This is a genomic window from Nocardioides sp. WJ219, assembly GCF_058559815.1.
Map to the genome: position 1 here is coordinate 333,431 of NZ_JBZUJV010000006.1, position 14,151 is coordinate 347,581.

Sequence of the window (14,151 nt, forward strand, 5' to 3'; positions counted from 1 at the left end):
CCGGGGCAGGCGGCGCGGTGCGAGCACGAGCACGACGAGAGGAGGCGTCGCCATGAGCGCGGCGACCGGGGTGGTCATCCTGAGCTTCGGCGCACCCGACGACGCGCTGGGCTGCCTGGCCTCGCTCGAGCGTTCGCACGACCTCGACCTCGACGTCGTCGTCGTGGACAACGGTCGGGACGACCGACGTCATGGCGTGCTCCGGCACGCGGTCGGCGGCCGTGCCGAGACGGTGGCGACCGGCGACAACCTGGGCTACGCGGCGGGCAACAACGTGGGCATCGCCCGGGTCCTCGAACGGGGGTGCGACCTGGTCTGGATCCTCAACGCCGACACCGTCGTCGAGCCCAGCACCCTTCCCAGGTTGCGCGAGGCGCTCGACGCCACGCCCGACTGCGGCGTCGTCGGTCCGCGCATCCTGTACGCCGCGGGCCGCCCGCGCGTCTGGTTCGACGGGGGCGTGGTCGACGCCGACGACGCGACGACCCGCCACCTCCACCTCGGCGCGTCTCCGCGGGGCCTGCCGGTCGACACCGTCGACGTCGACTACGTGACCGGCGCGTCCATGCTGGTGAGGCGGGCGGTCCTCGAGGACGTCGGCCTCCTCCCCACGCGCTACTTCCTCTACCACGAGGAGGTCGACTGGTGCCTGCGCGCGCGTCGCTCCGGGTGGCGCACCCAGACGCACCGTGCGGCGCGGATGACGCACCACAAGCGCTCGAGCGGTGCTCTGCCGCAGCCGTACTACCTCTACTACATGACGCGCAACCGCTACCTGTTCGCCCAGGACTGCCTGGGCATCGACGGTGAGCGTGCTCTCGTCGCGCTCGACCGGTCCTTCCTCGAGCCGGGGCGCGAACGGGTCGGCCGGATCGCGCCCTCGTGGGTCGACACCTTTGACTCGCTCGTGGCCCGGGCCAAGGCCGACGCCCGTGCCGGCGTCGACGGTCGCTGCGACGACCACGAGCAGGTACCGGCACCGCTCCTCGTGAGGGACGCGTCGTGAGCACCTCGACCCCGACGGACCCGACGGACCCGCCAGGCCCCGACGACCGGGTGGAGGAGAACGCCGAGCTCCGGCGGCTCCGGGCCGAGGTCGAGCGCCTGCGCGGGCTGATCGAGACCGAGCGACGGGCCAACGCCGCCGACATGGCCGCCGGCGCGGTGGAGCTCACCGACCGCGACGAGCGGCTGGGACGCCAACGCGCGCTCAACGCCGAGCTTCGGGAGAGGGTGCAGCGGTTGCGCCGACGAGCGGTCGAGTCGGAGAGCCGGGCGGCCGCCCTGCAGGCCGAGGTCGACCGGTTCCGATCGCTGCCCGCCGTCCGGGCGTCCGCAGCCGTGCGGGAGCGGCTGCGTCCGGCACGGGACCCGCGGTGAGGCGCCGCCGCCCCGGGCCGGTGGCCCTGCCGGACCCCCCGGGCCAGGACCTCGGCGCCCGCGCTCGCTACGAGGCGCTGATCGCGGGCGAGCACGCCGCCGGCGCGGCCGGAACGGTCGTCTTCGCCGTCTACACCCTCGACCTCGACGAGGGGCGCGGTGACGTGTACGTGGCGGCCGGCCTGGGCCTCGCGCTGGTGGAGCTGGGGTTCGGCGTCCGGCTCGTCGACCGCGACCAGTGGCACCTCGTCGACGACGCCGACGTCTTCGTCGCGATGCTCCCGCACGTCGACCCCTCCTACATCCCGCACGGCGCCTGGCGCGTGGCCTGGGTGCGCAACGAGGTCGACCGGTGGGCCGGGCAGTCGCAGACGTCCGCCTACGACCAGGTGCTCGCCTCCTCCGTCCACGCCGCCCGCCGACTGGCCCGGGTGACGGGTCGTGCCGGCGACGTCCTGCCGATCGGTGTCGACACCGACCTGTTCCACCCGCCCGGCGACCCGGGGCCGCGGACGGCCACCGCCGTCACGACGGCTCACTGCTGGGGCACCTACCGCGACGTGCACCTCGGTCTCGGCGAGCTCCCGGACGACGCCGACGTCGCCTGGTACGGCGAGGCCCGCGGTGCCGGCCGCGACGTGCTGCGCTGGCACCGGCCAGCCGTGCCCTACTTCGCCCTGCCCGCGCTGTACCGCAGCGCCGCGGTCGTCATCGACGACATGAACGCCACCACGGTGGGCTACGGCGCGCTGAACAGCCGGTTCTTCGAGAGCGCGGCGTGCGGCAGCCTGCCGGTCGTCAACGGCCTCCTCGGGGTGCGGGCGCTCGGCCTCCCCGACGTCCCCCGCTACGACGGGCCGGCCGGCCTCTCCCGGGTCCTCGGCGCGTTGCGCGACGACCCCGCCGGGGTGCGGCGGCGGGCCGACGTCCTGGGCGAGGAGGTCCGCGCGCGCCACGACTGGCGGACCCGCGCGCGCACCTTCGTCGAGCTGCTCGGCCGGGCCCGGGCCGTGCAGGCTCCGGCTCCCGCCCGGGCGCTGCACTACTTCCCGGACTACCACGGCAACCCCTACCAGGAGCTGCTCGTCGCGCGGCTCGACCAGGTCGACGGCTACGCCGTGCCCGTGACGGACCTGCCGCAGCACCTCAGACGTCAGATCGAGCGACCTGGCAGGCCCGGCACCCTGCACGTGCACTGGACCGCGCCGATCCTGCAGTGGGCGGACGGGCCGTTCCGGGCGGCCCAAGCCCTCGACGCGTTCGACCGCGAGCTGCGGCTGTTCCGGCGGCGGGGCGGTCGCCTCGTGTGGAGCATCCACAACGTGCTCCCCCACGACGCGCGGCACGGCTGGGCGGAGGTGCAGATCGGCAGGCTGCTGGCGCAGGAGGCCGACGTCATCCACGTCATGTCGACGGCGACCGCTGAGGCCGCCCGGGACTACTACGACCTCGACCCGGTGCGCACGGTCGTGATCCCGCACTCGAGCTACGTCGGCGCGTACCCCGACTGGATCGGCGTGGACGCCGCCCGCGACCGGCTCGGCCTCGCGCCCCAGGAGAAGGTGCTCGTGACGCTGGGAGGGATCCGGCCGTACAAGGGCCTGCCCGAGCTCCTCGACGTCTTCGACGGCCTGGCGACCGACGACCCCACCCTGCGCCTGCTCGTGGCGGGCCGCCCCTCGGCCGAGCCCGGGGTGCAGGAGGTCGTCGAACGGTGTCGTGCCGCACGCCGAGTGGTCGGTCGCTTCGAGCACGTCCCGGCTGACGAGGTGCAGGTGTGGTTGCGTGCCGCCGACCTCGCAGTGCTCCCGTACCACCGGGTCCTGAACTCGGGGGCGTTCCGCCTCGCCGAGACCTTCGGGCTGCCCGTCGTCGCGCCCGAGGTGGGCACGGTGGCGGAGGAACGCGACGAACCGCACGTGCGCCTGTTCGTGCCTGGGTCCGACGCCCCGCTGCGAGACACCGTGCGCGGGGCCCTGCGGGACCTCGTCGAGGACCCGGACGGCGCCGTCGCCGCCCGCCGCTCCGCGCTGGCGGCTGCGCGTCGTCGGGCGCCGGACCTGATGGCCTCCGCCTACGCCAAGTCGGTGGGCCCGCTCATCTAGGAGCCGGATGCACCGACGACTCGCGGTGCTTGCGGGACCGGTAGGCGCGCGTCTTCATCACGTTGCCGCAGGGATCGCTGGAGCACCACCGGGCCGAACCGGCCGGGGTGGCGTCGTAGTAGATCCAGGCGCAGTCGAACCGCCGGCACGCCCGCAGGCGGTCCCAGCGACCGTCGAGCTGGGCCTCGAGGACGGCGCTGACGACGTCGGCGCACAAGCGCTCGAGATCGGTCGACGTGCGCCTCGGGTCCGGCACGAGCGACGCCCGGCCGTGCTCGTCGAACCGGACGACGTAGGAGCAGTCGGTCTGCAGCCGGTCGAGGAGGAGCGCGGCGCGGGGGGACGGGTCGAGGAGGATCGCGCGCACGGCGTCCCGCAAGCCACGGAAGGCAGCCACCTCGTGGGCGTCGTCCAGACGACAGGGCGCGTCGCCCGCCGCCAGGTAGCGCGACAGCGTGTCCACGTCGAGGGCGTGGTCGACGCGGTGGAAGCGGTCGTCGGAGTTGAGGACGTGGCGGACCAGCTCGAGCCTGCCGGGTGCCGGCCTGTCGGGATCCATCCCACCTCCGTGCTGGCCACGACGACGCCGATCGTGGTGACCAGCAGTCGGGTCCTGATGGTAACGGAGCCCGTCGCGGATCAGCTCGGGTGTGCGGGTCCGCCCCGGCCACGGACGAGACCGGGACGGACCCCCTGGCGGCTGGAGGGGGGATCCGACCGCCGGCTAGCACCGTCCCAGGACGCGCTGTGGTTCCGCTCGGGCCGCACCGCGTCGGCACTGCGGGGGAGGCCCGGTGGAGGTTCCGGAGGCTCCCGGCTCGCCCTTCGGTTACGCTGCATGCCGTGGTCAGGTAACTGGCACGGATGATGTGGAGAGTGCGGATGGCGGAGGTCCAGCTGGGGGTGCTCGGGCCCAGCCTCGCGCTCGTCGATCGGTCCCCGGTGGCGCTCAGCGCCCGACGGTTGCGCAGCCTGCTGGCCGTCCTCGCGCTGTGGCGCGGCCAGACGGTGCCGGCCGAGCGGATCATCGACGTCATCTGGCGCGGGGCGCCGTCGCCCGGCGCGAGCAGCACCCTGCAGGGCTACGTCGCCCTCACCAGGAGGGCGCTGGAGCCGGACCGAAGGCCGCGCGCGGCGTGCCAGGTGCTGGTCCACGGACCCGGGGGCTACCGCCTCGACCTCCGTCCCGAGCAGATCGACGCGAACCGGTTCGAGTCGGTCGTCCTTCGCGGGCAGGCATTCCAGCGGACGTTCGCGGACCCGATGCGTCCCGCCCTGATCCGTGACGACGTCCAGGGGTCCGAGGCGGAGGCACTGCAGGAAGACCTCGACGCCGCGCTGGGCATGTGGCGCGGCGACGCCTACCCCGACCTTGACGACGTCACGGCGGCCACGGCCGAGCGTCGACGGCTCGACTCGCTACGCATCGACGCGCGCGCCGCCCGAGCCGTCGTCGACCTCGCCCTCGGTCGTGCCGCGGGGGCGGCAGCGGCGTTGGAGGAGCTCGTGGACGCCCACCCCCTGCGGGAGCAGCTGTGGGGGCTGTGGGCCGTGTCGCTCGTGCGGAGCGACCGACAGGCGCACGCGCTCGAGGTGCTCGGCCGGCTGCGCACCACGCTCGGTGAGGAGCTGGGCATCGATCCCACTCCCGCCATCGCGAAGCTGCAGGAGGACGTGCTCCGGCAGGACCCTTCCGTCCTCGGCACCGTGGATCTACGTCCCGGGCGCGCCCGCCCGTCGGCGGGGCGCCACCCGGAGGTGTCGCCCGACGGTCGTCCGGTGCCCCGGCCGCTCCCGACGCGCGAGCCGACCGCGCCCGGCACGCACCCGGTGCCGCTGGTCGGACGCGCGCAGGAGCTCGCGGTGCTCGAGGACGCGATGCGCTCGGCCGCCGCCGGCCACACCCGGCTCTGCGTCGTGGTGGGCGAGGCGGGGATCGGCAAGTCACGGCTGACGGCAGAGCTCGTCCGGTGGGTGCGGGACGAGGGCCTCGGCGAGGTCGCGACCGTCCGCGGTGTGGACGACGACGGAGCACCTCCGTTGTGGGCCCTGACGAAGACCTTCTCCGACCTGTCAGCGCGGACCTCCGTCGCGGTCCCGACGATCCCTCGCGCCGAGGCACTGACCGGCGACGACGACGCCGTCGAGGCCGGCCGGTTCGCGCTGTGCGACGCCCTGTCCGACTTCGTGCACGCCGTGGCCGCCACCACGCCACTCCTGCTGGTCGTCGAGGACGCCCATTGGTGCGACCCCACGACCCTGCGGGTCCTGCGGCACCTGGTCGAGCACTCGGTCGACGTCCCCCTGATGCTGCTGGTCAACCGGCGCGGCGACGAGGGCGCGGCGAGGACCACTGACCTCGATGCCAGCCTGACGCGGGCCGGCGCACGATGGCTGCACCTGCGCGGACTCAGCGCCGAGGAGGTCTCCACCCTGGCCGACCGGCTGGCCGACGCTCCGGTGACGTCTGCCGGCCTGGCGCTGCTCCACGAGCGGTCCGGAGGCAACCCTCTCTACGTCTCGGAGCTGCTCCGGGCGGCCGGCCCGGGCGACGACGGGGTGCCGCCGTCCCTGGCCGGCCTGGTCCGCCGACGACTGGAGTCGCTCCCCGCAGACACCGTGCGCGCCCTGCAGGTCGCGGCGGTGGCGGGCCGCTCCTTCGCGCCCGAGCTCGTCGCGCGCGCGGGCGCCGACGCGTCGGGCGGCGTTACCGGCGTCCTCAGCGCCCTCGAGCCGTCGCGGGCGGCCGGGATCCTGCGCGAGCGTCCCGACGGCACCTGGCTGTTCACGCACGCGCTGGTCCGCGACGCGATCCTGGGAGGGATCCGGCCCGTCGACCTCGGTGCGTGGCACGCGCGCCTCGCCGCGGCCCTCGAGTCGGCGACCCACGACGCGCAGGCCCGCGGCGAGGTCGCGCGGCACTGGCGGGCCGCCGGTCCCGAGCACGCCGGGCGAGCCTGGCGGGCCACCGCCGCTGCGGCCGCGCGGGCGGAGACGGTCTTCGCCTTCCAGGAGGCCGCGGGGCTGCTCGCCGAGGCGCTGCGGGCGCAGCGTCTCGACCTGGAGAGCACCGACCGCGACCGGTTCGACCTCCTCGACCGGCGCGCCAGCGCCTGCCGGCTCGCCTCGGACTGGAACGGTGCGGCGGTCGCCGTGATCGAGGCGATCGCGGTCGCTGAGCGCATGCACGAGCCCGAGCTCGCCGCGCGGGCCGCGACGAGCCTCCCGGTGGGCTCCATCTGGCACGTCCAGCGCTACGGCACGGTCTCCGGCGACCTCGTGCACGCCCTGCGCCGCTCGCTGGAGATCGTCGACCCCGACGACGACGCCCTCCGGTGCCGCATCCTGCTGACGATCGCGACGGGCAGCTTCTACATCGCGTCGACCGAGGAGCTGGACGCGCTCGTCGATGAGGCCCTGGCGATCGCGGCCGCGAGCGGTGACGACGAGCTCCGGTGCCTGGCGCTCCACCAGGCGTACTCCGCGCGGTGGCGTCCGGCCACGGCCCGGTGGCGTCTGGATGTGGCGGCCGAGGCCCTCGACCTGGCCCGACGGACCGGCAACCTCCGCTTCGAGGCCACGAGCGGAGCGATGCTCGCGATCTCGCTGGTCGAGACCGGGAGGGTGGTCCAGGCCGAGGTCGCCCTGAACCAGTCCCTCGACCTCGCCGAGCGGAACGGGTTCGCGACGGTCGTGATGACGCTGGAGCTGCTGCGCCTCCCGATGCGGTTGCTGGCCGGACGCGACGACGAGGCCGAGCGGTCGCTGCAGCGCGTGGTCGAGCTGCAGGACCTCGTCAGCGACTCCAACCTCCCGGCCGCGGTCGCGGCGTCCCGGATGATGGTGCTGATGTGGCAGGGGCGGGCGGCCGAGTTCGTCGAGGCGGCTGCCGCTGGATCGCCGCACCCCGAGGCGCCGCTCGAGCTCTTCGCCGTGATGGCGCTGCACCGTCTCGGCCTGGTGGACGCGGCTGCGCAGCTCTACGCCTCGATGCCGACGGCCGAGCCCGACGAGACCTACATGGGCATGGTGGTGGCTGCCGTCAGCGCCGAGATCGCCCTCCGCCTCGACGTACCCGGACTGGCCGAGCGGATGTACCACTGGCTGCTGCCCTACTCCGGTGGCGTGGCATCGGCCGGGTCCACCGCCGTGCTGGGGCCGGTCGACGCGTTCCTCGCGCTGGCCGCGGCGGGGTCGGGCCGAGCCGACCAGGCGTCGTCCTACGCCGGCCAGGCGCTCGAGCAGTGCCGGACGTGGGGGATGCCCCGGGCCTCGGCCTGGCTCACCGAGCTCCGGGTCGCGCACGGGTTCTAGGCGCGCCGGCCGAGCCGTCACCCGCGGTCGCAGTCCGTCCGCAGCGCGGTCGGAGTCCCGCGGGCATGCTCGGGCCGACGCGAGGAGGCGGGCCGTGGGCCGGATCGACGAGGCACCTGGGACCGGGATGAGTGGAGCTGCGGTCGAGGCCGACCTGAGGGTCCTGGTCACCGTCCGCGCCGGCCTGCGCCGGGAGCTGCGGCTGTTCGTCGACGAGGTCGGCGCCACCCCCGTCGCCGACCGGCAGGCGTGGGCGGCCCTCGGTACGCGGTGGAAGCTGTTCGCCTCCCTCGTCCGTCTCTACCTGGAGTGGGAGCAGGACCACGTCCCCGGACCGGCCGCGCAGCAGCACGATGCCGATGGAGCGGCGACGCCGACCCGGGCCGACGTGGTCGTGCGGATCGTCGCGTCGTGCGGCACGGTCCTCGGGCGCCTCGCCACGACCCGCGACGAGGACGCCGTCGCCACGGCGCGGGCGCGGATCGAGGCGGCCGCCGGATGCCTGGACCGCGCCTTCGAGCACGAGCACGAGTGCGTGCTCGGCGCCGCTGCGTCCCCGTCGGCGCAGGCCCTCGGAGACCGCGAGAGCTGACGACGCAGGACTCCGTCCCCGCCGCCGCTCGCTGCTCGCTGCTCGCTGCGCCGTGGCCGCGGCGCAGCTGCGACGACGTCCCCTCGGCCCTGCGCTGGACGAGGGTGCAGCGCGATCGCAGTGCGACCACAGGGAGGGGTCCGACGCTGGCCCGGTCGCCGACCCGCTCGAGAGGAACCCGATGGGCTCGATACCGCCACCAACCGCCTGCGCGCACCGAGCCCGGCAGCCCGTGCCGCGTGCGCTCCCCACCAGCCGCATCCGTGTCCCCGCGCTCCCCGCCCTCGTCGCGCTCGTCGCGCTCGTCGCGCCCATGTCTGTCCCCGCCGTCTCGCACGGCTCGCCGCCCACCGAGGCAGCGGCGACGGCGATGACCGCCAGGACCTCCGTGCGCGCGACGGCGCCGGTGGTCGCAGGGGAGGTCGTGATCGTCGACGGCGCGGTCCCGCAGCGAGCCCGTCGTCCGGTCCGGCTGCAGGAGCGGGTCGGCGCCGGGTGGAGGGCCGTGGCGAGCTCGCGGACCGACGGGCGGGGCCAGTACGAGTTCTCGATCCGCGCGCACCGCGCCACCTACCGGGTCCTCGCGCCGGCGTCGGCCGAGGGGCGGGGGGCGCCGCTGCCGCGGTGGACGTCGAGGCTCACGCGGCTTCGTCCCGTGGTCCAGCGGGCGCGGCTGCTCGGGTCGGTGGCGACGTCCCCGGGCCTGCCGGTGGGACTGCGCGCGACCTTCTTCCCGGCCCGCCCCGGCCGGGTGGTGGTGCTGCAGCGCCGGTCCGGCTCGTCGTGGTCGACGGTGCAGCGCGACCGGCAGGACGCCCGGGGGAGCGCCGGGTTCGTCGCTCGACTCGACACCGACACGACGTACCGGGCCGTCACCGGTGCCTGGCGTGGTGCGCGGGCGTCGGTGTCGGCCGGGCACCCGGTCCGCGTGGTCGGCGCCGGTCCCAGCGGCGAGCCGTGGGTCACCGGCTACTACGCCGGCTGGTTCTGGGACTGGTCGTACCCGCCGCAGTCGGTCGACATGGACGCGATGACGCACTTCGTGTTCGGCAGGATCGCGCCGGGCGGGGGCTCGTTGGGTGGACGTCCGGGCGGCGTCGAGCTCGGGGCGGTCTCGGCGCAGGAGCCGGGGGGAGCGCCCGACGGGCGCAGCAGCGTCGAGGACTACCTCGTGGCACGTGCGCACGCCGCGGGCACCCAGGCCCTGCTCATGCTGGGCGGCGACGGGGGCGACGGCCGCGGGTTCATGCTGTCGACGGCGGACCGGCGGCGTGCGGCGTTCGTCGACGCAGTCGTCGACCACCTCGTGGCCCACGACTACGACGGCCTCGACGTCGACTGGGAGAACTGCCTGCAGGGCGAGCCGGGGTGCGGCGAGGCCGACCCGTCCCGTCCGGTCCGCGGGGCCGAGGCCCAACGCCGTCTGATGGCCTTCATCGAGGACGTGCGCGTCGAGGCAGCGACCCGCGCCCGCTACCGGACGACGCCGGTCCTCATCACCTTCCCCGGCTACGCCGTGAGCATCAACGACCTCGAGGACGGGCGTGTCAGCAGCTGGCAGGCCGACATCGCCCGGGCGGTGGACCAGTACAACCTGATGACCTACGGGGTGGGGACCACCTACAACGGCGCCGGCTGGGACTCCTGGTTCTCCGGCGCACTCTCGGGCGCCGCCGGCACGCACCCCGTCGACATCGCCTCGAGCGTCCAGGCCTACGTCGCGTCGGGCGTGCCGCGTGCCCGCGTCGGGATCGGCATCGGGTTCTACGGCGTCTACTTCGGTCCGAGGATCACCGGGCCGCGTCAGCCGACCGAGGGCAACGAGATCTGGGAGACCGAGGACGTCGCCCTGAGCTTCGCCGGGCTGGAACGCATGGGCTACCTCGACCACGGCACCGGTCACTGGGACGAGGAGGCCCAGGCGACCTACCGCACCTACGAGGAGTACGGCGAGGCCGGCTACGTGCCGCCGGTCGAGGGCGGCCTCCCGCCGCGCGAACCGGCCGGCTTCCTGACCTATGAAGACGAGCGCTCCATCGCGGCCAAGGCGGACTGGGTCGAGCGCACCGGCGCGGGCGGGACCATCCTGTGGACCATCAACTACGGCTGGCTGCCCGACACGGGCACCAACCCCCTCCTGGCCTCGGTCAAGCACCACTTCCTGGGCCGGTGACCCGATGACCGAACCGACCCGTCGAGGCGGGGTGGCCTGGCCGATCCGTTCCGCGCGGCTCTCGATCAGACCGGCGACCAGCGACGATCTCCTGACGACGTGGGCCTACCGCCGGCTGCCCGACGTCCACGAGTGGCTGCCGCGGGCCACGAGGACCTTCGAGGCCTACGCGTCCGCTTTCCTCGAGCCGGTGCGTCTCGCGCGGACGCTCGTCGTCGAGCACGCAGGGACGACGGTGGGGGACCTCTACCTCCACCTGCACGACGCCTGGGCGCAGGCCGAGGTCGCCGACGAGGGTCGGCTCGCCACCGCCGAGGTCGGGTGGGTCATCGATCCGGCCCACGGCGGGCGCGGGCTGGCCACGGAGGCGGTCGCCGCGACCGTCACCGCCTGCTTCGACCAGCTCGCGGTCCACCGGGTCCGCGCGAGCTGCTTCCTCGACAACGAGCCCTCGTGGCGGCTGATGGAGCGCATCGGCATGCGACGGGAGGCGCACGGGGTGAAGGAGTCGCTGCACCGCTCGCGGGGGTGGCTGGACGGCTGCCACTACGCCGTCCTGGCCGAGGAGTGGGTCCGGTGACGGACCGAGGCGTCGCGCTCGTGACCGGGAGCACCTCCGGCATCGGCGAGAGCATCGCCCGCAGGTTCGCCGCCAGCGGCATGCACGTCATCGTGCACTCCGGCCGGAGCCCGGCAGTCGGCGAACGGCTCGCCGCTGAGCTGGGCGGCGCCTACGTCCAGGCTGACCTCGCCGATGCCGACGCGGCCGCCGAGGCGGTGGCGCGGGCGCTCGACGGGGCCGGCCGGCTCGACGTCCTGGTCAACAACGCCGGCACCAGCCGGCCCATCCCGCACGCCGACCTCGCGGCAGCCGGCGCTGACGAGTGGCGCCGCGTCCTGGAGGTCAACCTCGTCGCGCCGTGGACCATCGCCACCGTGGCGGCCCCGTACCTCGCTCGGTCCGGCGGCTGCATCGTCAACGTCACCAGCCACGCCGGCGTCCGGCCCAAGGGCGCCTCGATCCCGTACGCCGCCAGCAAGGCCGCGCTCAACCACGTGACCCGCCTGCTGGCGGCCGCCCTCGGGCCGGACGTCCGCGTCAACGCCGTCGCGCCCGGCCTGGTCGACACCCCGATGACCGCGTCGTGGACGCAGGCCCAGGCGCTGTGGCGCGAGCGGGCGCCGATGCAACGGGCCGCGACCCCGACCGACGTGGCGGACGCGGTTGCCTGGCTGGCGACCCAGGACTACGTGACCGGCGAGGTCGTCGTCCTCGACGGTGGGCTCAACCTCACCTGAGCCGTGCGGCCGGTCCGGTGATGTCGGCCTTCGACGCCAGGCCGGTGCGCGGCAGCACCGGACACCACAGTGCGAGCCCAGCAGGACCCCAGCCGGCGCGCGCACCATCTGCTGCATGACCCACAGCACACGAGTACGCGCCACCCTCTCGATCTCGGCCGCCTTGCTGACCACAGCCAGCCTGGCCGCCGTCGTGCCTGCCGAGGCCGGACCGGCTCGGCTGCCGGACACGGCTGTTCTCGCCGTCGCCTCACCGGGCATGGTCACCGCCGGTCAGACGCTGGCTGCCACTGCCCGTGTGGCCAACCGTGGCCGCGCTGCCGCCTCGCCGGCGCAGGTGCGCTTCCTGCTCTCCCGCGACGTACGGGCCGGCAACGACGTCGCCGTGTCCCCCCGCACCCGCGCCCAGGGCCTGCCCCCCGGTCGGCAGGTCACCGTCAAGGGACGGATCCGTGTGCCGAGGTCGGTAGCGGCAGGCACGTACTACGTGCTCGCGTGCGCCACCCCGGGCGGGCGGGACGCCAGCAGACCCAACAACTGCAAGCCCGGGAGGCGGATCAGCGTGCTGGAGGCGCCGTGGGAGGGCCGGCTGAGCGGCGAGCTCACCTTCACCCGAGCCCGCGAGGTGGTCAACGGCGGCTCGAAGGTGAACACGTCCGACCGGCTGCAGCTGGGTTTCGACGTCGAGGTCGATGAGAACATGGAGGGCTGGAGCGCCTTCCAGAGCATCGACAGTGCCTACACCTACGACGGCACCCGCACCGAGGTGGACGTCTCAGCAGACTGCCGCACCAACGAGCAAGGCACTTCTCACGGGGGCGGCGCCATCCGTCAGACTGGGCACCCCTACTACGACGTCTTCTACGGAAAGTTCGCCCGCACCGACCACACCGAGCTGCGCCTGATCACGCAGCTGCCCTACACGAGCACCAACAAGATCACCACCACACCACTGCGGGAGAACGGCTGTGCGGCCGGCACCAGGGTCGAGAGCTACGACGCCGACGCGATCGACTCCCTGCTGCTGAAGCAGATCAGGCGGAACCCGGACGAGGTCGTCTACGAGGTCGTGGAAGCCGAGCACGCCGAGAGCCAGCCCACCACCTGGCAGGACATCAGGGGCACACTGGTCTTCACGCACGCCGATTGACGCAGGCTCAGTGCCCACCCAGGGGCAGGTCGGGCTGCACGAGCGCGTTGACGACGTGGTAGGCGTCGGGCTTGCCCGACCAGGTGTGGCTGGACGGACCCAGGTCGGGGGCCAGCTCGTGGCGCCAGGACCCGCGGGGGTCGACGAACGCCCGGTCGGCGAGAGCCCACCAGGCGTCGGCGTGCCCGCGGTACCTGGCGTCACCCGTCCGGCGGGCGAGGACGTCGGCGGCGCTGATCGCCTCGCACAGGACCCAGTGGAAGCGTTCCTCGACTACCGGCCGGCCCGCCCAGTCGGTCGTGTAGACGAGGGCGTCGCCGTCGGAGGTGTCGGCGAGCGCCCGTGCGAACAACGCCTCGGCTGCCGGGAGGAGCCAGGACGGGGGTGCTGGGAGGACAGCCTCGGCCTGCACGGCGAGGCGCGCCCACTCGAGACCGTGCCCGGGGGTCGCGCCGTACGGGCGGAACGGGTCGCGTGGGCGATCGAGGTGGTACTCGAGGAGCGGGTTCCAGTCCCGGTCGAAGTGCTCGACGACCCGCCACCCGTTCGCCCGTGCCCGGTCGTCGATGACCTTGGTCAGGATGGACAGCGCACGTCGGCGCCACACGTCCTCGCCGGTGGCGGCCGCTGCGGCGAGGTAGGCCTCCACGGTGTGCATGTTGCTGTTGGCCCCGCGGTAGTCCTCACCGGTCGACCAGTCCGCCGTCCAGCTCTCGCGGCACGCCCCGGCGCCGTCGTCCCAGAAGTGGCGTTCGTGGACGGCGAGGGCCCGGCGCAACAGGTCATCGGCGCCGGCGATGCCCGCGGTCGTGGCCGTGCTGGCAGCCAGCACGACGAACGCGTGGTCGTAGCAGTTCTTGGTGTCGTCGATCGGCCCGCTCCCGTCGTAGGCGACCGTGTGGTACCAACCGCCGTGGGCCGGGTCGGAGAAGGAGTCCTCGAGCGCCCGGACGCCGTGCTCGGCGAGGTCCTCGTGCCCCCGGCCCAGCCGGGCCGCCAGCGCGAACACGTACGTCATCCGGGCGTTGATCCAGATCTGCAGGTGCTGCTCCGGCACGGGGCGACCCGCGTCGTCGAGCCAGGCGAAGCCGCCTGGCACCGCGGACCTCGCCGCGAACTCGAGCATGCGAGCCAGCTC

Annotated in this window: 11 protein-coding genes; 9 read left to right on the forward strand and 2 right to left on the reverse strand. The window is 74.3% G+C overall.

Translation table 11 applies throughout. The features are described from left to right. The first annotated feature begins 52 nt into the window (after positions 1–52). Genes AC4MBH_RS16480 through AC4MBH_RS16490 form a run of 3 tightly spaced genes read left to right on the forward strand, consistent with a single transcriptional unit; the run spans position 53 to position 3,485 of the window. Positions 53–1,006: a glycosyltransferase family 2 protein gene (locus tag AC4MBH_RS16480; protein ID WP_491796075.1), complete on the forward strand. Its 954-nt coding sequence runs from the start codon at positions 53–55 to the stop codon at positions 1,004–1,006. After that, positions 1,003–1,380 (forward strand): hypothetical protein, encoded by a 378-nt coding sequence (locus AC4MBH_RS16485; protein WP_491796077.1) that lies wholly within the window; start codon positions 1,003–1,005, stop codon positions 1,378–1,380. Before AC4MBH_RS16480 ends, AC4MBH_RS16485 begins: the two co-directional genes overlap by 4 nt. Further along, a complete protein-coding gene (locus AC4MBH_RS16490; RefSeq protein ID WP_491796078.1) occupies positions 1,377–3,485 on the forward strand; it encodes a glycosyltransferase family protein in 2,109 nt (702 codons plus the stop codon). The genes AC4MBH_RS16485 and AC4MBH_RS16490 overlap by 4 nt, the downstream gene beginning before the upstream one ends. Here the strand turns inward: AC4MBH_RS16490 and AC4MBH_RS16495 are convergent. Continuing rightward, on the reverse strand, positions 3,478–4,044 hold the full coding sequence (locus AC4MBH_RS16495) for a CGNR zinc finger domain-containing protein (protein WP_491796080.1): 567 nt from the start codon (positions 4,042–4,044) through the stop codon (positions 3,478–3,480). The genes AC4MBH_RS16490 and AC4MBH_RS16495 overlap by 8 nt on opposite strands. A gap of 323 nt (positions 4,045–4,367) precedes the next feature. Here AC4MBH_RS16495 and AC4MBH_RS16500 point away from each other — a divergent pair, with 323 nt between their 5' ends. The 6 genes from AC4MBH_RS16500 to AC4MBH_RS16525 all read left to right on the forward strand — a co-directional run bounded on the left by AC4MBH_RS16500 (position 4,368) and on the right by AC4MBH_RS16525 (position 13,013). Beyond that, the gene (locus AC4MBH_RS16500) at positions 4,368–7,799 is read left to right on the forward strand and encodes an ATP-binding protein (protein ID WP_491796082.1); all 3,432 of its coding nucleotides are present in this window, start codon (positions 4,368–4,370) and stop codon (positions 7,797–7,799) included. A 94-nt stretch (positions 7,800–7,893) separates the two neighbouring features. After that, the gene (locus AC4MBH_RS16505) at positions 7,894–8,391 is read left to right on the forward strand and encodes a hypothetical protein (RefSeq protein ID WP_491796083.1); all 498 of its coding nucleotides are present in this window, start codon (positions 7,894–7,896) and stop codon (positions 8,389–8,391) included. A gap of 313 nt (positions 8,392–8,704) precedes the next feature. Continuing rightward, positions 8,705–10,564, forward strand: coding sequence for a glycosyl hydrolase family 18 protein (locus tag AC4MBH_RS16510; RefSeq protein ID WP_491796085.1), 1,860 nt, complete (start codon positions 8,705–8,707; stop codon positions 10,562–10,564). A gap of 4 nt (positions 10,565–10,568) precedes the next feature. After that, a complete protein-coding gene (locus tag AC4MBH_RS16515) occupies positions 10,569–11,144 on the forward strand; it encodes a GNAT family N-acetyltransferase (protein ID WP_491796087.1) in 576 nt (191 codons plus the stop codon). Further along, the gene (locus AC4MBH_RS16520; protein WP_491796089.1) at positions 11,141–11,863 is read left to right on the forward strand and encodes an SDR family NAD(P)-dependent oxidoreductase; all 723 of its coding nucleotides are present in this window, start codon (positions 11,141–11,143) and stop codon (positions 11,861–11,863) included. The genes AC4MBH_RS16515 and AC4MBH_RS16520 overlap by 4 nt, the downstream gene beginning before the upstream one ends. 115 nt (positions 11,864–11,978) lie before the next feature. Then, positions 11,979–13,013 carry a hypothetical protein gene (locus AC4MBH_RS16525; RefSeq protein WP_491796091.1) on the forward strand — a complete coding sequence of 345 codons (1,035 nt, stop codon included), beginning with the start codon at positions 11,979–11,981 and terminating at the stop codon, positions 13,011–13,013. Positions 13,014–13,020: 7 nt separating this feature from the next. Here the strand turns inward: AC4MBH_RS16525 and AC4MBH_RS16530 are convergent, their stop codons facing one another. Then, positions 13,021–14,139 carry an AGE family epimerase/isomerase gene (locus tag AC4MBH_RS16530; protein WP_491796093.1) on the reverse strand — a complete coding sequence of 373 codons (1,119 nt, stop codon included), beginning with the start codon at positions 14,137–14,139 and terminating at the stop codon, positions 13,021–13,023. Between the last annotated feature and the right edge of the window lie 12 nt (positions 14,140–14,151).

Excerpts from the sequence above, each read along its gene's own strand:
- AC4MBH_RS16515 (WP_491796087.1), top strand. The coding sequence starts at position 10,569 with ATGACCGAACCGACCCGTCGAGGCGGGGTGGCCTGGCCGATCCGTTCC.
- AC4MBH_RS16525 (WP_491796091.1), top strand. The coding sequence starts at position 11,979 with ATGACCCACAGCACACGAGTACGCGCCACCCTCTCGATCTCGGCCGCC.
- AC4MBH_RS16510 (WP_491796085.1), top strand. The coding sequence starts at position 8,705 with ATGTCTGTCCCCGCCGTCTCGCACGGCTCGCCGCCCACCGAGGCAGCG.
- AC4MBH_RS16480 (WP_491796075.1), top strand. The coding sequence starts at position 53 with ATGAGCGCGGCGACCGGGGTGGTCATCCTGAGCTTCGGCGCACCCGAC.
- AC4MBH_RS16495 (WP_491796080.1), bottom strand. The coding sequence starts at position 4,044 with ATGGATCCCGACAGGCCGGCACCCGGCAGGCTCGAGCTGGTCCGCCAC.
- AC4MBH_RS16530 (WP_491796093.1), bottom strand. The coding sequence starts at position 14,139 with ATGCTCGAGTTCGCGGCGAGGTCCGCGGTGCCAGGCGGCTTCGCCTGG.
- AC4MBH_RS16500 (WP_491796082.1), top strand. The coding sequence starts at position 4,368 with ATGGCGGAGGTCCAGCTGGGGGTGCTCGGGCCCAGCCTCGCGCTCGTC.